The sequence below is a fragment of the Pseudoxanthomonas mexicana genome, assembly GCF_046736355.1.
Taxonomy (GTDB): Bacteria; Pseudomonadota; Gammaproteobacteria; order Xanthomonadales; family Xanthomonadaceae; genus Pseudoxanthomonas_A; species Pseudoxanthomonas_A mexicana_B.
In genome coordinates this window covers 3,127,108-3,147,810 of record NZ_CP157201.1, presented here as the reverse complement: position 1 = coordinate 3,147,810, position 20,703 = coordinate 3,127,108, and the positions used below count along the sequence as shown (strand labels likewise).

General features: G+C 66.9%; 19 protein-coding genes. 6 read left to right on the top strand and 13 right to left on the bottom strand.

Features of this window, described 5'->3' with window-relative positions; genetic code table 11:
• Positions 1-136: 136 nt before the first annotated feature.
• Both AAG688_RS14570 and mobH read right to left on the bottom strand, forming a co-directional pair.
• Positions 137-1,837 carry an ArnT family glycosyltransferase gene (locus tag AAG688_RS14570; RefSeq protein WP_286586761.1) on the bottom strand — a complete coding sequence of 567 codons (1,701 nt, stop codon included), beginning with the start codon at positions 1,835-1,837 and terminating at the stop codon, positions 137-139.
• A gap of 756 nt (positions 1,838-2,593) precedes the next feature.
• Positions 2,594-4,372: a MobH family relaxase gene (gene mobH / locus AAG688_RS14565; protein WP_024889495.1), complete on the bottom strand. Its 1,779-nt coding sequence runs from the start codon at positions 4,370-4,372 to the stop codon at positions 2,594-2,596.
• A 265-nt stretch (positions 4,373-4,637) separates the two neighbouring features.
• On the opposite strand from mobH, the gene AAG688_RS14560 reads away from it, so the two are divergent.
• The 4 genes from AAG688_RS14560 to AAG688_RS14545 are packed head-to-tail and all read left to right on the top strand — an operon-like array spanning position 4,638 to position 7,383.
• Entirely contained in the window at positions 4,638-4,958 is a 321-nt protein-coding gene (locus AAG688_RS14560) for a type II toxin-antitoxin system PrlF family antitoxin (RefSeq protein WP_024889496.1), read from the top strand.
• A complete protein-coding gene (locus AAG688_RS14555) occupies positions 4,958-5,416 on the top strand; it encodes a type II toxin-antitoxin system YhaV family toxin (protein WP_024889497.1) in 459 nt (152 codons plus the stop codon). The genes AAG688_RS14560 and AAG688_RS14555 overlap by 1 nt, the downstream gene beginning before the upstream one ends.
• 29 nt (positions 5,417-5,445) lie before the next feature.
• Positions 5,446-5,814 carry a DUF3742 family protein gene (locus AAG688_RS14550; protein ID WP_024889498.1) on the top strand — a complete coding sequence of 123 codons (369 nt, stop codon included), beginning with the start codon at positions 5,446-5,448 and terminating at the stop codon, positions 5,812-5,814.
• A 42-nt stretch (positions 5,815-5,856) separates the two neighbouring features.
• Complete coding sequence (locus AAG688_RS14545; protein WP_411832921.1) at positions 5,857-7,383, top strand: hypothetical protein; 1,527 nt, start codon at positions 5,857-5,859, stop codon at positions 7,381-7,383.
• Between the two features lie 14 nt (positions 7,384-7,397).
• Here the strand turns inward: AAG688_RS14545 and AAG688_RS14540 are convergent, their stop codons facing one another.
• The 10 genes from AAG688_RS14540 to AAG688_RS14495 all read right to left on the bottom strand — a co-directional run bounded on the left by AAG688_RS14540 (position 7,398) and on the right by AAG688_RS14495 (position 16,072).
• Complete coding sequence (locus AAG688_RS14540; protein ID WP_024889500.1) at positions 7,398-8,912, bottom strand: conjugal transfer protein TraG N-terminal domain-containing protein; 1,515 nt, start codon at positions 8,910-8,912, stop codon at positions 7,398-7,400.
• Positions 8,913-8,934: 22 nt separating this feature from the next.
• On the bottom strand, positions 8,935-9,213 hold the full coding sequence (locus AAG688_RS14535) for a hypothetical protein (protein ID WP_236621754.1): 279 nt from the start codon (positions 9,211-9,213) through the stop codon (positions 8,935-8,937).
• A 50-nt stretch (positions 9,214-9,263) separates the two neighbouring features.
• Positions 9,264-10,664: an integrating conjugative element protein gene (locus AAG688_RS14530; protein WP_411832920.1), complete on the bottom strand. Its 1,401-nt coding sequence runs from the start codon at positions 10,662-10,664 to the stop codon at positions 9,264-9,266.
• Positions 10,665-10,672: 8 nt separating this feature from the next.
• Entirely contained in the window at positions 10,673-11,578 is a 906-nt protein-coding gene (locus AAG688_RS14525; protein ID WP_411835026.1) for a TIGR03756 family integrating conjugative element protein, read from the bottom strand.
• A 26-nt stretch (positions 11,579-11,604) separates the two neighbouring features.
• Positions 11,605-12,048, bottom strand: coding sequence for a TIGR03757 family integrating conjugative element protein (locus AAG688_RS14520; protein ID WP_411832919.1), 444 nt, complete (start codon positions 12,046-12,048; stop codon positions 11,605-11,607).
• A gap of 150 nt (positions 12,049-12,198) precedes the next feature.
• Positions 12,199-13,536, bottom strand: a complete 1,338-nt coding sequence (locus AAG688_RS14515) for an MFS transporter (RefSeq protein WP_411832918.1) — start codon at positions 13,534-13,536, stop codon at positions 12,199-12,201.
• Positions 13,537-13,545: 9 nt separating this feature from the next.
• The gene (locus AAG688_RS14510) at positions 13,546-13,803 is read right to left on the bottom strand and encodes a metal-sensing transcriptional repressor (RefSeq protein ID WP_411832917.1); all 258 of its coding nucleotides are present in this window, start codon (positions 13,801-13,803) and stop codon (positions 13,546-13,548) included.
• 132 nt (positions 13,804-13,935) lie between these two features.
• Entirely contained in the window at positions 13,936-14,508 is a 573-nt protein-coding gene (locus tag AAG688_RS14505) for a hypothetical protein (RefSeq protein WP_411832916.1), read from the bottom strand.
• Between the two features lie 102 nt (positions 14,509-14,610).
• On the bottom strand, positions 14,611-15,111 hold the full coding sequence (radC, locus tag AAG688_RS14500) for a RadC family protein (RefSeq protein WP_024889507.1): 501 nt from the start codon (positions 15,109-15,111) through the stop codon (positions 14,611-14,613).
• Positions 15,112-15,301: 190 nt separating this feature from the next.
• Positions 15,302-16,072 carry a DsbA family protein gene (locus AAG688_RS14495; RefSeq protein WP_411832915.1) on the bottom strand — a complete coding sequence of 257 codons (771 nt, stop codon included), beginning with the start codon at positions 16,070-16,072 and terminating at the stop codon, positions 15,302-15,304.
• A 161-nt stretch (positions 16,073-16,233) separates the two neighbouring features.
• Here AAG688_RS14495 and AAG688_RS14490 point away from each other — a divergent pair, with 161 nt between their 5' ends.
• Complete coding sequence (locus AAG688_RS14490; RefSeq protein WP_411832914.1) at positions 16,234-16,854, top strand: type IV toxin-antitoxin system AbiEi family antitoxin domain-containing protein; 621 nt, start codon at positions 16,234-16,236, stop codon at positions 16,852-16,854.
• Positions 16,844-17,752: a nucleotidyl transferase AbiEii/AbiGii toxin family protein gene (locus tag AAG688_RS14485; protein WP_411832913.1), complete on the top strand. Its 909-nt coding sequence runs from the start codon at positions 16,844-16,846 to the stop codon at positions 17,750-17,752. Before AAG688_RS14490 ends, AAG688_RS14485 begins: the two co-directional genes overlap by 11 nt.
• Before the next feature lie 64 nt (positions 17,753-17,816).
• Here AAG688_RS14485 and AAG688_RS14480 read toward each other — a convergent pair whose 3' ends face one another.
• Positions 17,817-20,702 carry a conjugative transfer ATPase gene (locus AAG688_RS14480; protein ID WP_411835025.1) on the bottom strand — a complete coding sequence of 962 codons (2,886 nt, stop codon included), beginning with the start codon at positions 20,700-20,702 and terminating at the stop codon, positions 17,817-17,819.
• Between the last annotated feature and the right edge of the window lies 1 nt (position 20,703).

Sequence of the window (20,703 nt, the reverse complement as noted above, 5' to 3'; positions counted from 1 at the left end):
GGCAATAGGCAAACGATCTTGCGGGCCTCCTTGCGGGCCTCCTTGCGCGCAGGGGGTACTACCGAGATCGAGTCCGGAGCCACCGATGATGTCGAGCTGGCCTGACAGCTGTCCGTATAGGGGAATGCAGCGTGCTTCATGGCTGACTCTCCATCCTGTCGGCGTCGCTCGCACGTCCGGGTAACAGCCACCACGTCCGCCGGTTGGCGACACCCAGCGCAACCAGCTCGCCGTCGCGAAATCCTTGCGGAATTGCCGAGCCCACGATGAGCAGCCACCTATCCTCTGGTGCCTGTGCCTGCCACGTGAGCGCGCTTTCGAGTTGATCTACCTCCGGCCGGTTGAAACCGAACTCCGTGGTCGGCGATTGACTCATCAGCAGCTGCTGCTCGCGCCATCCCACTAGACCGAGTTGCGCATCCGGGCCGATTTGTCGCGCAACGGTTTCCATAAGTCCGCGAGACGAGCTTGAATCGTTGAGGACAACGGCGCCGCCGATGCCGAATGCGATCCATATTCCCGCCAGACCGACGAGGGTGCCGGCAACGACCCGCTCGCTCATGGCGACGATGGCCCCGAACGCCGCCGGCAGCGCCATGGAGAGCACTAGCCAAGCTGCACCTTCCGAGCCTAGGGACATGCCGCGCGCCAGCAGAAGGCGACTTTCAAAGCCCGGATCGGTGAACAGCATCGCAAGGCCCGCTACAAGGAGCACAAGGGCCAGAACCACAATGAATCCGAGGAGCAGCAGGCGTGGCCCGTCGCGTCTCAGCAGCCCGGGAAGAAGCGGTGCGAACGCCAAGCATGCCAATGGCAGCGCCGGCAGGATGTACATGTCCCGCTTGCCCGAAGGAATCGAGAAGAACAGGACGATCAGCAACCAACCGCCCAGCAGGAGCAGGTAGCGTGGATCGCCCCGGAAGATGCGTCGTTTCCAGGGCGCAAGCGCCCAAGGCATCGCCAGCATCAGCGGCAACCACGCACTCACCATCACGCCCGCGAAGTACAAGGGCGGTTTGATGTGCGTCCAGGACTCCGCATAGCGTTCGACGGTTTGCCTGAACAGGATGTCCCGGGCATAGGCCAGGTGCTCGGCGGAAGGCGCCAGCCGGACGGCTGCCAGCATGGGGCCCAGCCACAGTGAGATGGCTGTCAGTAGCGCGATCGGCCCCAGCCAGAACTTCCAGTCGCGCCACCAAGCACTCGATATGCTGCGTTGCCACCAAGTAGCGGCGATCGCTGGAATCAGCACCAGCAGCGCGATGATGCCGACGCCCTTGGTGATGACGCCTAGCCCCGCGGCGAACCACCCCAGCGTCCACATCTTCCAGTCGGGTCCCTGGAGGATGTGCCGCAGCAGGCCATAGTGCGCAAGCGTGACCCAGGTCACCAGCAGGGGATCGATCTGCGCGCGCTTCATCTGCAGGGTGAACTGCAGGGTGAACAGCAACGCCCAGCCTGCATACAGCCCGATCTGCCGGTTCCACAGGCGGCGGCCGAGATCGTAGGTCAGCGCGATGGTCAGCAGGCCGGCCAGCAGCGACGGCAACAGGAAAGAAACCCGCAGGTTCCCCGTGGCCCAGTACAACGCCGCCTGCATCCACATGAACAGCGGTGGCTTGTCTGAGTAGAGTTCAAGTCCCCGATGTGGGAACAACCAGTCGCCGCTTTCCACCATCTGCCTGGCCACGAGCGCAAAGCGCGGCTCGTCGGCAGGCCAGGGGTCTCGTAGTCCTAGCCCGGCACCGAGCACCGCGAGGGCGGCGAGCAGCAGGATGCCAATGCCTGGCGAACGGAACTGATTGAAGGTCAGGCGAAGAGATGCGGCTGCCGTCATCGCACGCTCCCGCTTCCACCGGCATCACGCCGGCAGGCAGGACGCGCGACAACGCAGCCACCGGTCGCCAGAGGCGACCAGCCGGTACGGTCGTACATGGGGATACCCGTGAGTCTGTCTAGATGGCAGTCAACGCGGCAGAACGCCGCGAAATACTTGCGTTCAGACTCTGGGTGGACGCATCAGCCCATCGGGTAGAAGAGACTTCGGAGAAGGCTTCTCGGGAGTGACGAGAAGGATCTTGTCAATCGTTGCCGAGGAGAGTGGGGCAAATGGCGTGTGTCCCACCGTGTGGTGACAGTGCCCATGCGCACAATCTTCCGCATGATCTCCAGGGGCGGAATCAGGATCAGTAACGTGCGACTGCACCGTGTCCGGTTCGACCATGCAAGCAGCTGCGTCAATCGCCGGCACGACCACGATGATTGCCAAAAGCAACATCATGACCAACCTTCGGCTCTGGACAAGGAACTCTGACATGCAAAGGATTCAAGACGATCTATGAGCCCGGCGATTCAAGACAAGCAACTGACTCTCCACCGCCAGATATTGCGCCCGGGAGAGGGCATCACTTTGCCAGGGGTCCCGGCCTAGCGTCAAGACTCATGTAGAAGAATTCGGTCGAGTTGGGCATCTCCGCCCGGCATCTGCAAAACAGTTGTTAAGTTCTGGTTTGGGCATCGTTAGGACGGTTGTCGTGGGCTGGCATGGTTCGCTTCAATCTTCGACCAGATGCAATAGCGGCCGCCCGACTCGTCAGCGCAGAACTGAGAGATATGGATTGTTCGGAGGTACGTCCTGGAACAACTGAGTCGGATCTTCCAACAGGTATCCATGCAATCGCCGGGACTTGCGAGGCCCGACCACGTCGCAGGTCCAGATGTTCAGGCCGCTGGGTTGCTTGCGATGCAATTGCAGTCGCTCGAATCGCTTCTGCACCCATTGCCAAGGCTGTTGCTGTTCCTGCTTGGCTAGCGGACCGATCAGCGGGTGCTCCTGGGCGTATCTTTGGAAGACGCCGGGGCTCACCAGGTAGGCGGTGTCGCTCACGGTGTGCACCAGTGCCTTGGCATCGTTGATGATGAGTCGACGCGACGCGATGCCGGCCTTCAGCCACGCCATGAAGTGCTCGCCCGAGGGCGTCGGCGGCTCACCGCTCGACTCGACGTGACTGGCCGCAGCCGGTGGCGCCGGGTCGTCGGATCTTCCTGGCGTGGAGAGCAGCTCGAGCAGCGCGTCCACCCCGTCCACGGCCGCCGCTTCGAGCGCGTGCATCGCCGCCGGTGACGCTTCGGCATGCGGCGCCGGCTGCGATGCGGTCGGGCGACCAGGGACGGCGGCAACGGGGGACGTTGGCTCGGCAGCGTCCGTCTCCGGCGTCGCATCCTGATCCACTAGGACCGTGCCGGCGAACGGCGCCGGCCGCTCGTTCGCCTCCCAGATCAATGCGGGAGAGAGCTTGAGCAACGTGAAGCTGTGCGACCAGCCGGCATTGCTCGTGATCGTAGCTTTCCAGATCGCCTTCCCGTCCGGAGTGGGCAGCGCGATGCCATGGTCCTGCAGCACGTTGAACACGGCCGTGTTGTTCGACGGAATGCCTTCGACCCCTTGCGACAGCAGGTGCGCCCGCAACTTGTCCGAGACCGTCTTGCTGACCAGCCACAGCGCCTCCTGCGTCAGCCAGCCGTCCGACGCCTGGGGCTGATTGATCTTGAACTCCTCCTTCAGCAGGTAGCGCAGGCCGTCGAGCAGCTTGCGTTGCAGCGCGTGCCGCGGAGCCGCCAACGCCTTGCTCGGATCGCCTCCCAGCTCCTGCGCAACCGAGGCTTGGTCGGCCTGGCGCACCAGCTCGCCCAGCATGCCGGCATGCTCGTACTGGCCGGCCAGCACGTACAGCAGCGCCGCCCACAGGTCGGGATACGCGCTGAGCCAGTCGAGGATTTCGGCGTCGAGCACCTGGGTGTAGAGCAGCCCGGTGGCGGCGCTGTGCAGCCGGTACTCGCGCTCCTTGCGATAGCGGAAGCGATACGGCCGCTTGATCGGCCCGTGCCACGGGTGCCAGGCCATGCCGTCGGCATGCTCGACGTGCAGGTCGACCGCGACCTTGCCGATGTCGTGCAGCAAGGCCGCATAGGCGGCGCCGGCGGTCCAGGCTTCCGCCTGCGCCGCCTGGACCTCGGGCGGTGCGCCAGCCGGCAGCAGATGGGACTGCCGCAGCTTCAGCGCATAGGCCACGATCTCCAGGCCGTGGTCGAGCATGCCGCCGGGGTATGCGTGGTGGTGGCTCTCCGAGGCGGGGAACTGCTGGACCAGATCGGCGTACCGTTCCAGCGGCGCCAGGTACAGCGAGGCGAACTGCCTGCGTGACAGCGAAGTGCGCTGCCAGATGTGTTCCAGCAGCCGCTGCCGGCGCGGGGTCGCCAGCAGCGACGCGGCCGACGCCGGTCGCGTCAGTCCTTTGGGAGGCTCGGTGGCGGGCGTCGGCGCCGGGCCGGCGGGCGGTGGAGTCCGTTTGCGCTGGAACAGGGAGAGCATGCTGATACCCGGGAGACGGACCGGCGGGAGCGCCTTTTGGCCTTTTCGGGTAGGGCCTTTCCCCTTGATGCCCCATTCCCTTGCCCCTTGCCGGCCCTTTGGCCTTTGACCCTTTGCGTATAGGGCTCGGGCGGGCCGGATGCCTGGATCAAAGCGATACCGGTCAACCCGGCATCCTGGGTCGGCCAAGCGCTCCCGAGCACCTAGATTGACGAGGTAAGGAAAAATCCTTACTATCGGACGCACTGAAGTCAGGAGCCCGACCATGCCGACCGTGCGCGAGCAGGCCACCATCACCTCCAAGGGACAGATCACCCTGCCCAAGCCCATCCGGCAGGCGCTGGGCGTCGATGCTGGCGGCAAGGTGGACTTCGAGCTGCGCGAGGACGGCCAAGTCGTGGTCACCCGCGTTGACGCGGAGCATGAGGATCCCGCCATCGGGGCCTTCCTGGATCTGCTGGCCCGGGACATCGAGGCCGGTCGCCATGTCCGCAACCTGCCCGAGGATCTTGCCCGCGCAATGCTGGAGCAGGCAGGTCGCGGCGCGAACCTGGACGAGGAGATCGACGGCGAAGTGGCGCTCTGATGCAGCGCCACGGCTGGACGCTGCTGTTCCACGCGTGCGTGATCGAGCAACTGCGGAAGCTCCACGCCGCCGTGCAGCGCGCCGAGCGGAGCGATCCGGAAGGCTTCGAGTCGAACGCCAACGTCAAGCTGTTCCGGGCCTTGAGCCAGCTGATGCTGGAGGCCGTGCCCGGCGACCCGGCACGGGACGAGTACCGCCAGGGCAACACCCTGGGACCGGCCCACCGCCACTGGCGGCGGGCCAAGATCGGAAGACGGTTCCGGCTGTTCTTCCGGTACGACTCCAAGGCGAAGGTGATCGTCTACGCCTGGGTCAACGATGAAACGACGCTGCGTTCGTCAGGCAGCAAGTCCGACCCGTATGCACTCTTCGAGAAGATGCTGGGCCGCGGAAATCCGCCCGACGACTGGAACGCATTGGTGGCCGCGAGCCGGCAGGAATGGAGCAAACTGGAATAGTCCTCCTACGCATGTAGCAGGTGACGACGATGGACACGAAGACCCGCATCAGCAATGCAGAGCGCCTCGGCCGCTGGGTCGGCGGGATGTGGCGTGCAGGCGTCCGTCGCGAGCGCCGGCTGGCCGGCTGGCTGGTGGTGCGCGGCCTGCCTGCGGGCGTGGCCGCGGCGCTGCTGTGGGTGGTCAAGCTGGCCGTGCTGGGCGTGCTGCTGTACGCCGCGTTCTGGCTGACGCTGCTCGTCGTCGCCGTCATGGCGGTGGCCTGGGCGACGCAGCGCGGCGACGACGCGCCGGCGGACGACTACTCGTTCACCACGCTCGACGAGCTGCGGAACACGCCCGGCTACGACCCGAACCTCTACAACGACCACTCGCACGAGCGGTACGAGGACAACTGACTGGCTGGCCTGCCTGGCCGGGCGCGCCAACGGCAGGCCATCATGGGCGCTGTCGTTCGAGAGGGCGTGATCGAAATGGCGAAGACATGCATCGTCTGCGGGAACCCCGCAGGCTCCAAGGAACACGTGTTCCCCGCGGCGCTCGGGGGCCGGAGGACGAACTCCGGCATCTACTGCACCACCCACGACAACAGCCACTCCGGCCTGGTCGGGGCGATCGCCGGCCAGATCGACTTCATCAACGCCTACCTGGGCGTCCGCCCGGACCATTCCGACGCGATCAAGACGGTGCACGCCAACGATCCGCTGACGGGCGAACCGATCACCATCTCCGCCGAGGAGATCAAGTTCCAGCAGTCGCGCGTGCTCTCGCAAACGCCGGTGGAAGGGGGAGGCATCGCGATGCAGGTGGCGAGCCCGGATCGGCGGGCCGCCAAGGAATGGACGGCCGAGATGGAGCGCCAGGGCTACACCGTCGCGTTCCAATCCCAACCCACCGAAGATCGCTACATGCTCGGTGCCGTCCACCATCGCCGCGCGTTCGGCGGTACGTGCGGGCTTGGCGCCGTGGCTTACATCGTCCAGACCTTCTTCGCCCAGGAGTTTCCCGACGTCGCCAGGTCGGGAGCACTGTCCGGCTTCATCGCCTACACCCAGGCCGTCGCCAAGGTGGCCATCCTCGGCGGCTGCACGCGCATCGACGGCGAGCGGCCGGAACTGGTCGAGGCCCGAGCGATCCTGGCCGCCGCGCTCGCGGGCACGGGCTGCAGTGCGCCGGCGAACTGGGACTTCACCCGCATGGCCGGCGCAGCCCCCAACGCGTTCGAGTTCGGGCATCGGGTCATCGTCGGCGTCGATGGGTCCGATGGAACTATGTACGGACGCCTGTCGCTGTTCTCCGCCTTCGACTTTGCCGTCTGCCTCGGGACCGCGCCACCCGGCAAGGAGACGCGCGAAGTCACCATCGACATCGACCCGCTGGCCGAGCACCCGCCCCAGGACATCAGGAAGGTCACGGCGCACACCGCATCCAGCCGCGTCGATGCCTCGCAGCTCGGCGGCGATGCCCTCGCGAAAGCGATCGCCGATGGCACACAACAGCAAGTCCTCCACAGTCTGCTGGAGCGTTTGACCGACTACCAGCTCGCCAGGCTCGTGCGCACCATGGTCGCCTCCCTGGCGCCGCTTCCGACCTTGCAGGCGCTGGATCGCCGTGCCTTGATCGCGCAGTCGCTCGATGAGCAGTCGCAGCAGGTCTGGCGCGCGGTAACGTACATGATCGGCGGATTCAAACAGCAGTTGATCGCGGGAGGAGCCGAGCGCGTCGCGCCCGTGCTCGACATGTTGGTCGCGCACGACGTGCGTTCCGCCAGCGGGTTGTCCCGGGAAGCACAGGCGATGCTGTCGCTGGCCAAGGCGGCGCTTGCCGACCAGATGGAACGGGACTTCGCCGCCGGCGCGCTCGACGAGCAGCGGATCGCCGACCTGATGGGGCGCGGGCCCGGGCTGCACATCGTCGGGTCCGCCGTGCTGGAACCGCTGCTGCAGGCGTTCGACCGCAATACCTGATTCGTCCCCGGCGGCTACCGCAGCTTCGGCGAGATCGCGCCCGCCCCCTTGCCGCCCGCCTGCGTCGCGCCCTTGGTGCCCTCCGACATGCCCTGCAGTGCGTAGCCGGCGCGGATGCCGACCCAGCTCAGGCCGGCCAGCCAGAAGCTGGGTAACACCACGAACATCGTCGCCATGACGAAGTTCAGCAGCATGTCCCCGAACGCGTTGTTCAACCCGATCAACGGATCGAAGTTGGTGTGCGGGCGATTCCACCCGAATCCCCAGCCATACAGCGCATCCAGGATCGTGCTGTCGATCCAGCGCGCCAACTGGAACCAGAAGTCGACGAAGAACATGGCGAACTGCACAACGCTCAGCGTGACCAGCGTCTTGAGATCGTAGGTGCCGATCAGTAGCACCAGTGGAATGCAGATCACCAACGCAAGCTTCAGCAGCGCCAGCACCATCGGCAGCGCCTGGCGCATCACGTCCATTGCGGGAAAGTATCCCAGCGACCCCACCGCCAGTCCCACGTCGCTGGCCGCGCGCGTGACGATGTTCGGCAGCGTCATCTCAATCTGCCCGCCGTAGTCGCTGTAGACCGCGCCCTGGTTCAGCTTCTGCTGCCGTGGCGAGGCGATCGCGCGGATCACCGAGTCGTCCACCTGGTCCCGGCTCAGGAACCCGGCCCACCCGGTGATGCGGGTCGTCAGGCTGGGGTCCACCTGCGCCAGCAGCCGCGCACGCAGCCCGTTGGTGTCGGACCACCATTGCCGGCAGGTTGGATAGCCTGCGCCGCTGGGGACCTCAGCCAGGCCCGCATCGCGGCCGCTGTTGTACGGCCAGCCCTCACGTGGCGACTTGGAGCGATAGGTGTCGTAGAAGCCGGGCGTGTCCACGAAGAACCGGGAGCCGATCCAGGTCACATCGTGCATCTGCTCCTCGGTCAGGTCGGGACGGTTCATGAACAGCCGCGCACGCGCCGGCCCGTAGCAATTGTGGGTGAAGTCGGCCACCTCTTGGGCCAGCACCGGGTCGTCGATGCGGGTGTTATCGATGTCCATGCGGATCTGTCGCAGGTCCGTGCCGCACGGGATGGCGGCGACGGAGGCGCCCGTCACCGCGCGCGAGATCGCGTGCATGAAGAACCACCACACCGGCACCTTGGCCGACTGGTTGTTGAGCGTGCTGAAGGACTGCGACCAGCCCGTCTCCGAAGGGGTCGGCACGTTGACCTGGCACTGGGTCGAGCGCGAGCGGTCGAACTGCAGCGTGTTGAAGTCGACGTCGATGAACGGGATGCCGGCGAACATGATGACCACGATCGCCACGAATACACGGTTCTCGATGCGGGCCGCGCTCAGGATGCCCTTGTTGCCTTCGTCTGCCCCCTCGCTGCGCGCCTTGAGCCATTCCTGGATCACGATTGCCAGGAACGGGATCGCGAACACACCGCTGGTGACCAGCACGTTCCAGATGCCGTTGTGGACGATCCACGAGACCAGCGTCAGGTAGTATTCCAGGTAGTCGGTGGTGTAGAGGGTCATGGGAGGCTCCGACTCATCTGGCCTACATGAAGCGGCTGACTTCCAGCGCAACGACCGCCAGCACCGCGGCGATCTCCACGCGCAGCAGGCGCTGGCGCGCACCGCCATCCGGCTCCCGCGCGTGCAGCCGGCGGCGCATCCACAGCCAGCCGTAGACCGTGACGGTGTAGAGCAGCAGCCGCCAAGCCAGGAACCAGCCCGCATGCGCGCGCATCCACTGGTGCCAGCCCTCGATGCTCCCGGCCATGCGGATGCCGACAAGGTTCACCACGGCGGCGGCGATCAGCACCATGACCAGCATCAGCAGCGCCAGCAGCGCGCGAGCACCGTAGCGGCGGACGGCGACCCAGCTCACGGGTTGTTTCCGTTCCGTGGCCGCTGCAGCTCGTCGAGCCGGTTGCGGGTCGGATCGCCTTCGTAGATGCCGCGGGAGCCGGTTGAGCGCGTGCTGTGGCGCTGGATGATGGCCGAGGGGGAGTTGCTCGCAAGCTCGCGGCGCAGTTCGAGTTCCGTCTTGAGGTTGTGGATCTCGCGGTCGAGGATGTCGCTCTCGTGGGTCACGGCCTGCTGTGCCAGCTCGTTCGCCGCCACGTTGGGCTCCTTGCGGCCGGTGAGCAGCGTGCGTTGTAGCAGTAGCGCCTTCTCCAGCACGCTGGACAGCGCCACTTCCGAGGCTAGCCGCCGCGCGAGGATGTCCTGGTCGGGTTCGTCGCGCAGCGCTTCGATCACGCCGCGGGTGATCGGCAGCGAGGCGCTGCTGGCCTCCCGCAGGTTCTCGAAGCTGGTGGGCCGCGTGCCAGCCACCAGTTCCTGCAGCACTTCCAGCTTGTCCTCGTATTCCTCTTGGATCAGCGGGGTCAGCCCCACGCCGGGCGTGGTGGTGGTCTTGGTGCAGGATTCACACGTGCGCTGTTCCTGTTCGCCGAGCACGCGCACGGCCCAGGCGACGGCATCGTCGGGCGAGCGCCAGGTCTCGCAGGCCAGGTTGCCGTTGCAGCTACCGGGATCGATGCTGCCGGTGTCGGTGACGTCGCGGCCGTTCAGGAGGTTGTAGCCCGCGCGGGTAACGTCGCCGACTACGCGAACGGGGCTCTGGCCTTGGCCGCCGGCGTTGTCGCCGCCTACCCAGGGCACGCCGTTGTTGCCGCGGTTGGCTTCGGCTTCGTCGATGGCGGAGACCGCATCGCCGCTCTGCGCGGACTGAGTCAGGGCCATGCCTTCGGCAATTTGGTCCCAGCTGCGTTGGCCGCCCGCCATGTCGGCCATGCGGTTCGCGATCGCGCGGCAGGTCATCTTGCTGCGGTCGAAATCCAGCCTCGCCTGCAGCACGCCGTTGGTGAGCAGGTTATAGAGGCCGGGGTCGGCGCGCTGGATGATCAGCGCGGGCAGCGAGGCGACCGCTGAGGTGGCGTTCTGGATCACCGAGGACATGATGGTCTGGAAGCCGTTGGTGATGCCGTTGAGTTGGTTCTGGATGGTGGCGCTCAGGCTCATGTCGCCGCAGATCAGGTTGCTGTTCCAGCCCACGCCCACGCCGATGGAACGCATGTTGGCCGCGCCGCTCATGGAGACCGCGCGGCCGCCGCCGATGCTGTAGAGCACGTCGTCGCCGATCACGCTGCCCTGGTGCTGCACGCCGTACTCGTTGACGCGGGTCTGCGCGCGGATCTCGGTGCAGGTCAGCAGCAGCGCGAGTATGAGCAATGCGGCGTCGACGCGGCGGGAGTTGCGGGATGGGGTGCTGGCGGTCATGGCGTGCCTCAGTCGAAGTCGATGCTGCCCAGGAAGACCTGGCCCCGCCGCTCGCAGCAGCTGTACGGGCGCCAGAGCGCCCAGGCGTAGTCGCCCTGCTGGGCTTGGACGCGCGTGTCGGTGTGGGGGAAGACGGCGCAGGAGTTGGAGAGCGTGGGCGTCAGCTCCTGCCACTTGCCGGTGCTGGCGTCGGTTTCCATCAGCGCGCCGGCCGGCCAGTAGCCGTCGCGCTCGTCGGCCAGCAGGGGCTGGTAGACGTGCGGCTGGCCGCGGCGGGTGACGATGTCGCCGGCGCGCTGGGCGACGACGGCGCCGGACTTGTAGTCGTCGGTCTGGTGGAGGAAGCCGCCGCGCGGGTAGACGTTCCCCCACATGTTCAGGCCGGTCCGGGTGCCGATCTCGCGCCGGCCCGGGATCAGCGACTCGGGGTAGACCATCTCGGGCACGTTGTAGCGCCAGGCGAGCGTGTCGAGGGTGCTCAGCAGATAGGGCATGAACGCGGTGCCCGCGCCCTCGCAGGCGTAGCCGGAGGCGCTGGCGAACTGGCTGAACACCTGGCCGCCAGGATGGCCGATCACGTCGGCGTTCTTGAACTTGGCGAGGTTGTTCTCGTGGTCCTCGTTCGTGGTGCCGTCGCCGCCGTCCTCGGCGGTCGGGTTGGGCGGGCTCATGAACCGCACTTCGGTCCAGGGGTTCTCGCCGGTATTGCTGTAGCTCGACACCACGGCGTCGGGCACGTAGTGGCGCACCTTCACCGAGGTGCGCACGGTGCAGCCGGTCCAGGTGCAGTAGAGCCAGTAGCAGATGCCGACCACCCGGTATTCAAGGCAGTCAGGCGAGAGCGTGGAGGCGACAATCGTTCCGGTGTTGACGGCGTGCGACGACGCGGCGGCCGCGAGCAGGACGGCGCCCATGCTGGTGCGCAGGCGGCGCGAGGGCTTCATGGCCGGCTCCTGCGGTGCGCGTCGATGCGGGCGACGGCCTTGGCAACGTCCGCTTCGCCGTAGACGACATAGCGCTGGTCCACCACCACCGCAGGGATGGTGGTGATGCCGAGGCTCCAAGCGTCCACGACACCCTGGTAGGCGGTCGCGACGCGGGTCTGAAGCGCGGCGCCGCCGGCCTTAAGGCGCTGTTGGACGAGCGCGGTGCTGCGGGTGGCGTCGGCCGGCAGGTCGGTGGCCAGCTCGGCCTCGATGCGGGCGGCCTGATCCAGCGTGATGACGCGCGCGCCGGCCGGCGCCTGGACGGGATGGCGGCTGTCGGTGACGACGATCAGGGCGTCGTTGGCCTGGGCGGCCGCATGGCCGGCGAACGCGGCGAGCAGCGCGACGGCCAGCAGGCCTCGCCGCAGCATCGGAGAATCGAGGGATGAGGTCGGCATGGTGAACTACCGTCGAGTGGACGATGGCGGTAGTCGACCGCAGTCGATGCGGGGGCACGACAAACAAACGGGCACCGGCGCCCCCCGATTTGCCGGGATGCGCGGAACGGCCTGGGGAAAATGGGAGCCGAAGCCCCTAGCTCAACGAGATCAGGTTCGGCAATGGACGCAATGACGCGACGCGCGCGGCCATTCTGTGTGCAGATCGTCAATGATCAGAGGATGCTGGTGTCTGCCTCGATCCGCGTGCTCGCGCATGTGAGGGTGATCCGGCGAGAGGTCGTGGTGATCGTGGGCGATGTTGGAAGGATCGCTGGCAGGCCAAAGCCTTAGCGCCAATACCACGCCGGCAAGGCCGATCAGCGACATGAGAGTGAAGGTCGGTTGCAGGCCAAAGGCGGCGCCGAAGCGCCCCGCCAACGGATAGCAAACCAGCCAACAGGCATGCGACAGCGCAAACTGCGCGGCGAACATTGCAGGCCGATCCTCGGCATGGGCGGAGCGACGCAACAGCCGGCCAGAAGGCGTTTGCGCCACGCTGTAGCCGAAACCGATCACCACCCAAAGCGGCAGCAACGCGATATAGGACGGAACCAGCGCCCCTATGGCTGTGCCGATGACCAGCACGGCAGCTCCGGTGACCATGACTAGGCGATCCGCCAACCTGTCGAGCAGGCCGGGCAAGACAAACGCAGCGATCATCGAGCCGCCCCCGAACGCCGCCAACGCCCAGGCCACTTCTGCTTCGCCCAAGCCGAAACGGGCTTTCACGAGGACGACCGTGTTCACGATCACCATGGCCCCCGCGGCCGACACGGCAAGGCTGATCGCCAGCAGCCCCCGCAGCCGGGGGGTGGCGAGGTAGAGGCGAATGCCCCGCGTGGTGCGCTCCGAGATGCCACGGCGCGGGCCAGGCATGGATGCGGGCAACGCCACGCTGACCACCAGCGCTGCCGAGACAAGAAAGCCAAGCACTGTCCCGGCAAACAGGTTGTGGAAACTGATGACGGTCAGCAGCGCCGCCGCCAGCACCGGAGAGATCAGGCTTTCCAGGTCGTAGGCCAGCCGGGAGAGCGACAGGGCCTTCGTGTAGTCGGCCTCGTTGGGCAGGATCTCAGGGATCGTCGCCTGAAAGGTTGGCGTGAATCCGGCGGACGCCGCCTGCAACACGAAGATCAGCACATAGATTTGCCAGACCTCGGTGACGAAAGGCAGGCAGAGGGCCACGGCTGCTCGAACCAGGTCCAGGGCGACCAGCAGCGATCTGCGCGGCAGGCGGTCGGAGAACGCCTGGGCGATCGGGGCGATGCCGACATAGGCCACCATCTTGATGGCCAGCGCCGTACCAAGCACCGCCCCGGCATCGGCGCCCGCCAGCTCGTAGGCGAGCAGGCCCAGCGCCACCGTCATCAAGCCGGTGCCCACCAGCGCGATCACTTGGGCGGCGAACAGGTGGCGATAAGCACGATTCTTCAGGACGGCGAGCATCGCATCACCTCAAAGCAGCTTGGCGAGCGCCTTCATTTCAGCCAGGACGGAGGCCGAGCCATGGTCGAGGCAATGGTCGATGTGGTCGTGGATCAGCGCACGCTTTGCCGCCGTCACCGCGCTTTCCACCGCCGCGAGCTGGCGGGCGATGTTGAGGCAGGGCTCCCCCGCGTCGATCATGCCGATGACGTGGCGGAGGTGGCCTTCGGCACGCTTGAGGCGCTTCACCAGATCGGGATGGCTTGAGTGTTTGCGCGATTCCTTCATGGAGGGACTGTATCCCCCCAGGGGGGATATACGCAAGAGCGCGAGGCTTCAACAGAACGCCTTGTCTTAGGCCAGTTTCGCGTCTCAGGGCGCAGCAAAAGGAAAAGCGGGAGCCGAAGCTCCCGCGGTGGATCACGATGGGACGTGCTGCTCGATGGCCTTGCGCGCGGGGACGCGCCAGAACCGGTCTACCAGCCGCCCTTGGAGCACGCGAGCCTGCAGGCGCAGGTTCTTGGCCGTGCAGTAGTTGTCCCAGCTGTGCTCGTAGGAGGCTTCGTCGTACAGGGCACGAGCCTCCTTGATTACCTGTTCCGCTTCCTGGTCGGAGGTGATGGGCAGGCACCAGCGGATGCCAGGCGTTCTCACTTCGCCGGTCAGCACCAGACGCTCGTTGCGATCGACAACGGTGAAGGATTCGGGGCGAAAGCTGAGGGCTTCATCGTCGTCGCTGAGATCAAAGCGATCCGCGGCATAGCATTGCTCGATCAGGGATATGGCCTGTTCGATGAGGCCGCACTGGCCGATCTCGAGCGTGCAGGGTCTCCAGAAGGTCCCGTAGATGGGATCGTCTTCGAGATACTCCACCTCGCCCTGGCAGGTGATGGTGAACTGGCGCCAGAACACGTCCTCGCGGACATAGGTGCCGGCGTGGTAGGGATCGGCGACAAAAGGGACGCCGTCGAAGTGATGGATGGCGGGTTGCATGGTGCGCTCCTTGGAATGGCACATGGGCATACCCGCCCCCATCGGACAGGTGCGCCCGTATGGGGTGGAAGAAGGCCGCCCGGCGAGCGGGCGGCGATGGAACTAGATGAGGCCGTTGAGGGCGAACGAGTACGGCTCGCCCTTGCCGATCACGAAGTGATCGAGCATGCGGACGTCGATCATGTCGAGCGCCTCGCGCAGCCGTTGGGTCAAGACCCGGTCGGCGGTCGATGGCTCGGTACCGCCGGACGGATGCTGGTGCGCCACGATCAGCGCCGCGGCGTTGTGGACGAGCGCTCGCTGCATGATGACGCGGGGGTGTACGTCCGCAGAGTCGATCGTTCCTCTGAACAGGACCTCGAAGGCGATGACCTGGTGCTTGGTGGTCAGGAAGACGACGGCGAACACTTCGCTGGGCTCCTGCATGAGCTGCAGGCGCAGGTAGTCGCGTGCGACATCGGGCCAGGTCAGCGTTGGACCGCTGGCATAGAGCCGGTGCTCCAGTAGCGCGATGGCTTGCGCGACGATCCAGTCGTCGTGTTCGCTGTTGGGGGTGGTGGACGCGGCTCCGATGGCATCTTGGACGGTCAGGGACGAAAGCATGGGTATGGCCTCCATGTTTGAAGTCGGAGGCGCGCCCATGGGAGGGACTGGCCCTCCGGGACGATGGGTGGATACAGCGGGAAGAAGTGGCATCCACCATCGCGGGTGCGATGGCTGTTCGCGTCGAGGGATGCGATGCGAACGGTTCGGTCAGCGCGGTATCACCGCGCCGTAGCCTCGAAGACCGTGGCTACCTGGGCATGTCGCCATCGTCGATGGCGGACAGGTCCGGGGGCTGGGCGGGCGCGGCCGGCAATTCGTTGGACGTGAGCAGGTCCAGCGCGGAGAGCAGCGCGTCGGCCTCGACCGGGCCGGGCAGCAGCAGGGATTGGCCGGTGGCCTCGTCGCGCACGCGCAGGGTTGGCGTGGCGTTGATACCGTCGCGGCTGCCCTCGCGTGCCTGGGCCTGGATGCGCGCCACGGTGCGGTCGCTGTCGAGGCAGGCTTGCAGCGCGGCGGACTGGCCGGGAAAGCGTGCCTCCTCCGGCACGCCCTGGCCGTTGCCGCGGGTGTGCTGGTAGAGCCAGGTCACGGCCTGCCAGAACGCGGCCGGTCCGCCGGTCTCGCCGGCGCACTCGGCCAGGCTGGCGAGCTGGGTGGCCGTCGGCTCGTGCGCCGGCAGCGGCAGGTGGTGCCAGCGCAGGCGCGTGTCCGGGTGCTGGTCGATCCACGCCATCACTTGGGGGACATACGCCTTGCAGTACGGGCACTCCAGGTCGGCGTAGAGGATCAGCGTGAAGCGGGCCTCGGCGGCGCCATGGTGCCACGGCGGGCCGGCCTGCTGGGCCGGCGTGGCGGCCGGGGCGTCATTGCCGGCCGGCAGCGGCGGCAGCGGCGCGTCGGGCGCCGGTGGGCCGGACAGGAACCAGGCCAGCAGCAACAGCAGCACCAGCGCTGCCGCGGAGGCAGGCCAGACAAGGCGGCGCCAGGCGCCGCGGGGGGACGGGGTCGTCGTTCGCATCGCTGTCCCTGTGGTCGAATCCGGGCCGATTGCCGGGGGTCGAGTCCATCACCTGCGCGCGGGCGCAGGGGGCAACAATCCGGCATGGCCGGGTTCCCCTTGTGAGGTGGCATGTGACAAAACCTCTGCTATATTCTCCATGCAGCAGAGGAATCGTCACAGTGGCAAACACCAGCACCCAGCGCGACCAGGCGCTCAAGCTCCTGGGCGCCCGTTCCACGATGCGGCGGAGGGACTTCGCCGCCCGAGGCATCGACCCGGAGACGCTTGCGCGCCTGGTCCGGGAAGGCGTCGTCGTGCGTCCGGCACGGGGGCTGTACCAGCTGGCCGACGGGCCGGCCGACGCTCGCCGGGCGCTGGCCGAAGCCGCGGCGCTTGTGCCCAAGGGCGTCGTCTGCCTGGTGTCGGCGCTGCAATTTCACGAACTCACCCTGCAGATGCCGTCGAGCGTGTGGATGGCGATCGAGCGGACCGCCTGGCGCCCGCGGATCGACTACCCGCCGATCCGGTTCGTGCGCTTCACCGGGTCGGCCATGAACGAGGGGGTCGAACGGCATCGCATCGAGGGCGTGGACGTGGCGATCACCGATCCGGCGCGGACCATCGTCGATTGCTTCCGCTATCGCGAGAAGATCGGGATCGACGTGGCGCTGGAAGGACTGCGCGAGGGCCTGCGGCAGCGCAAGGCGACGAGCGATCAGCTGTGGCGGTACGGGACCAAGGCCCGGGTCTGGTCGACCATGAAACCCTATGTCGAGGCGACGGTGGCCGATGGCGCGTGAACCCCTGAAGAACGTCGGCGCATCGGTGCGGGCTCGCCTGCTGCAGCGCTCCCGTGACGAGCGCACCGACTTCCAGATCCTGCTGACGCGCTATGCGCTGGAGCGGCTGCTGTACCGGCTGAGCGTGTCCGCCCATCGCAACCGCTTCATCCTCAAGGGCGCAATGCTGTTCGTGACCTGGGTGGAAGCGCCGTTCCGTCCGACGCGCGATCTGGACTTGCTCGGCTATGGCGAGAACAGTCCCGAAGCAATTGCCGAAGCGTTTCGCGCGATCCTGGCCCAGCCCGTCGATGACGACGGTGTGGCGTTCGATGTCGATGGGCTCGAAGCCGCGCCGATCCGCGAGGAACTGGAGTACGGCGGCGTGCGGGTTCGCACGCGGGCCACGATTGCCGGCGCTCGCGTTCCGATCCAGGTCGATGTGGGTTTCGGCGATGCGATCACGCCCGGGCCGATCGAGATCGACTACCCGGCGCTGCTCGATGCGCCGGCGCCGCACCTGCGGGCGTATCCCGTCGAGACAGTGGTGGCGGAGAAGTTTCATGCGCTCGCGTCGCGCGGCATCGCCAACAGCCGGCTGAAGGATTTCTACGATCTGTGGGTGATCGCCTCGACGTTCGAGCTGGAGCGGATGCCGCTGGCTGCGGCCGTCCGCCAGACCTTCGAGCGGCGCGACACGGCGCTACCGCAGGAGCGGCCGACCGGGTTCACCGCTGCCTACGCCGAGACCTGGGGCGGACAGTGGCAGGCGTTCCTGACCCGCGAGCGGATGGCGGCAGCGCCGGGGGACCTGGCAATGGTGATCGCGGACCTGGAGCGCTTCCTGATGCCGCTGCTGGAGGACGTGAAAGCATCCTGGCGCTGGAAGCCTGGTCATGGGTGGCACGAGGCAAGGTAAGCGCGTATTCCGCACAGGCACGTTCGCGATTCACCCAATCGCCTGACTGCGCCAGAGCGCGACGTCACCCTAGCGCGGTTAGCAGACCCTCGTCGCCGTGCATCGAAAACGGTTCGATGCCGCGGGCGCGGTCGATCTGCTCGGCGATCTTGTAGGCGGCGTCCAGTTCGCTGATGCCGAATGCCTGCATCATCCGGAAGCGTTCGGCCTTCTCTTCCGGTTCGGTCTGCGCCAGCGCCAGGTGCAGGCTCGGCGGTACCGCGCGGAACAGCAGCTCCATGCTGCGCGAGAGGATCACGCCTTCGCTGAACTTTCCCGCCTCCTTGCGTGCGGACAGCATCAAGGCTTTCTGTGCGGGCGTGAGTTCGCGGAACCTGGCGATCTTCTCGACCTCGTCGGGCGGCATGCTGAGGCAGATCCACCATTCGATCATGTTCAACATGGCCTCTGCCGCCTTGGGCAGGTCGTCCAGGTTCTGCGTGGCAAGCCAGAACCACGCGCCGAGCTTGCGCCACATCTTCGTGATCTTGACGATGTAGGGCGCCAGCAGCGGGTTCTTGGTGATGATGTGGCCCTCGTCGGTGACGTTGACGATCGGCCTGCCGAGGAACTGGTCGCGCTCGGCGATATTGTTGACCGCGTTGATCAGCGACGTGTACGCGACCGAAAGCTGTGCGTTGTATCCCTCCCGCGCGTAGGTCGCGAGGTCGACGATGGTGATGTCCGCCTCGGGCCATGGCGTGCCGGGGCGGTCGAACATCTCGCCGTCCGCGCCCTGGCAGAACATGTCCATGGCGTCGGCCATTTCCAGCAGCCGGGTGCGCCGGGTCTCCGGAAGCGTGGCGTCGCGGCCGCGCTCGCGCAGCGCGTCGCGCACGTCGCGGGTAAGCACGGTGCGCTGCTCGGCAACGCAGCGCTTGGCGGCGTCGAGAATGCACTGCCGGATTAGGCTGCGGTCGGCGCGCGTCATGCGCGCTTCTTCCTTCTCCTCGCCGCCGGTGATCATCAGCCGGGCGGTGATCTCCAGTTCGCCGAGCACGTCGCGCTGCTCGTCGCCGCTGTCCTCCTCGTCCTTCTCCTCGTCCAGCGCGTCGGCATCGAGCGTCTGTACCTGGCTGGGGGTCTCGACCAAGCGATGCGCGTCGGCGAACGGCGCCAGGCTCACGCCGGAGCCGGGCGCGAGCTTCACGCGATTGACGGTCATGCCCAGCCGGGCGGCATGGTCGCCGAGCAGGCCGAACGAGTTGCCGGCTTCCACGATGAACATGCGCGGCCGGTAGATCGCCGCGACCTGGTTGAGGATGTTGTTGAGGGTGGCGCTCTTGCCCGATCCGGTCGGCCCGAAGAAGAACATGTGCGCGTTCATCTGCCGGTCGAGGCGGTTCAGCGGATCGAAGGTGACCAGGCCGCCGCCGCGGTTGAATACGGTGATGCCGGGGTGCCCGGTGCCCTGGCTGCGCCCCCACAGCGGCGCCACGTTGACGGCGTGCTGCACGAACATCAGCTGCGTGTACCACTGACGCTTGTCCTTGGCCGGGTCGTAGACGCAGGGCAGCCAGCGCAGGTAGGTGTTGAGCGGCGCGACCTCGTCGTCTTCGCGCACGGGCTGCAGGCCGGCGTTGAGCAGGACATTGCCCAGCTGCAGGCCGCGCGCGTCGAGTTCGGCCAGGTCGCGTCCGCGCAGGTAGAACGTCAGCGCGCCGCGATAGAGCTTGTGCGCGCTGCCGATCAGCCCGCGCGCCTGCTCCACGTCGTGGCGGGCCTGTTCGGACGCTAAGGTCTCGCCGACGGCTTTGCGCGCCAGGTGGTTCAGGTGCGCTTCGAGCACGTCCTGCGGCGTCGCCACCAGGGTCAGGCAGAGGGTCGTGTCTTCCGGAAGCTGGTCGAACAGCGCATTGATCGCGTCGCCGCCCTTGCGGGTCTCGCCCGTGATGTGGCCGGTGGACGGCGGCATGCGCAGGCGGTCGACGCTAATCGCCCGATGCGGCAGCTCGTCGAAGTACCACAGGCCCTCGGCGACGTCCGAACGCGGCTGACCGAAGAACAGCCGCTGCGCGAAGTCCGTGCCGCTGGCCAGCTCGATCTCGCCAGGCTCGGCTTCGTCGGGATAGCGGGCCAGTGCGTAGAAGCGTTCGCGGTCGGCTTCGCTCGGCCCCAGCAGCGTCGGGTTCGGGTTGAACCAGCGCAGCAGCCAGGCGTGGATGTCTGCCGCGCCGAGGCGCCGCGCGCGCACGCCGGCGTTGGCAAGTCCGCCGACCAGGCGGTCGCAGACGATGTGCAGCGCCTGTTCTGGCGACTGTCCGCGGCGGCTCGGTCCCTGGCCGACGCGGCGATACACCACCATGCGCGTGCGCCGCGACTGGCCGCGCCAGGGCAGGCGCGTGACGGCGGTGTCCTCGAACAGTCCGCCGGCCTTGGCGATCGCGTGCAGGTGATGCCCGAACGATTGCAGGTAGAACTCGCTGAAGGCGGTGCCGCGCGCGCGTGACTGAAGGTAGTTGCGCAGGTCCTCCAGGTAGCGGTCCCAACTGGTCTCGTCCTGCGCGTAGAGCTGGACCACCCACGGGTTCTCGTCGAGTTCATCGAACGAGTCCTGCAGCGCGTTTTCCAGGGTGTCGCGGACCTGGCTCAGCCATTCGGGCTCGCGGCCCTCGGTCCCGATCGGCTGCAGCTCGAAAAAGGCCGCGACCGAAGCACCGTCCTCCAGCAACATGCAGTGGGATTCGGGCAGGTACTCCGCCCACGGCAACAGGTCCGCGAACGACGGCGCGACGTCGTACAGGGCCTGCTCGTCGGCGACCGTGGCCCGGCGGCGGGTCCGCGGGCCGCCTCCGGGTTCGGGGATGCCGTTCGCGCGCAGCTGGGCGGTATGGCGTTCCCAGGCATCAGGCGTTGCCGGAGTCGTGGCCGGCGCGGGCCGCGTCCGGCGCTTGAGCGAGGGCCACGCGATC

What these genes read in the sequence shown, in the direction of transcription:
- AAG688_RS14570 (WP_286586761.1), bottom strand. Translation starts at nt 1,837, where the DNA reads ATGACGGCAGCCGCATCTCTTCGCCTGACCTTCAATCAGTTCCGTTCG.
- mobH (WP_024889495.1), bottom strand. Translation starts at nt 4,372, where the DNA reads ATGCTCTCCCTGTTCCAGCGCAAACGGACTCCACCGCCCGCCGGCCCG.
- AAG688_RS14560 (WP_024889496.1), top strand. Translation starts at nt 4,638, where the DNA reads ATGCCGACCGTGCGCGAGCAGGCCACCATCACCTCCAAGGGACAGATC.
- AAG688_RS14555 (WP_024889497.1), top strand. Translation starts at nt 4,958, where the DNA reads ATGCAGCGCCACGGCTGGACGCTGCTGTTCCACGCGTGCGTGATCGAG.
- AAG688_RS14550 (WP_024889498.1), top strand. Translation starts at nt 5,446, where the DNA reads ATGGACACGAAGACCCGCATCAGCAATGCAGAGCGCCTCGGCCGCTGG.
- AAG688_RS14545 (WP_411832921.1), top strand. Translation starts at nt 5,857, where the DNA reads ATGGGCGCTGTCGTTCGAGAGGGCGTGATCGAAATGGCGAAGACATGC.
- AAG688_RS14540 (WP_024889500.1), bottom strand. Translation starts at nt 8,912, where the DNA reads ATGACCCTCTACACCACCGACTACCTGGAATACTACCTGACGCTGGTC.
- AAG688_RS14535 (WP_236621754.1), bottom strand. Translation starts at nt 9,213, where the DNA reads ATGCTGGTCATGGTGCTGATCGCCGCCGCCGTGGTGAACCTTGTCGGC.
- AAG688_RS14530 (WP_411832920.1), bottom strand. Translation starts at nt 10,664, where the DNA reads ATGACCGCCAGCACCCCATCCCGCAACTCCCGCCGCGTCGACGCCGCA.
- AAG688_RS14525 (WP_411835026.1), bottom strand. Translation starts at nt 11,578, where the DNA reads ATGGGCGCCGTCCTGCTCGCGGCCGCCGCGTCGTCGCACGCCGTCAAC.
- AAG688_RS14520 (WP_411832919.1), bottom strand. Translation starts at nt 12,048, where the DNA reads ATGCCGACCTCATCCCTCGATTCTCCGATGCTGCGGCGAGGCCTGCTG.
- AAG688_RS14515 (WP_411832918.1), bottom strand. Translation starts at nt 13,536, where the DNA reads ATGCTCGCCGTCCTGAAGAATCGTGCTTATCGCCACCTGTTCGCCGCC.
- AAG688_RS14510 (WP_411832917.1), bottom strand. Translation starts at nt 13,803, where the DNA reads ATGAAGGAATCGCGCAAACACTCAAGCCATCCCGATCTGGTGAAGCGC.
- AAG688_RS14505 (WP_411832916.1), bottom strand. Translation starts at nt 14,508, where the DNA reads ATGCAACCCGCCATCCATCACTTCGACGGCGTCCCTTTTGTCGCCGAT.
- radC (WP_024889507.1), bottom strand. Translation starts at nt 15,111, where the DNA reads ATGCTTTCGTCCCTGACCGTCCAAGATGCCATCGGAGCCGCGTCCACC.
- AAG688_RS14495 (WP_411832915.1), bottom strand. Translation starts at nt 16,072, where the DNA reads ATGCGAACGACGACCCCGTCCCCCCGCGGCGCCTGGCGCCGCCTTGTC.
- AAG688_RS14485 (WP_411832913.1), top strand. Translation starts at nt 16,844, where the DNA reads ATGGCGCGTGAACCCCTGAAGAACGTCGGCGCATCGGTGCGGGCTCGC.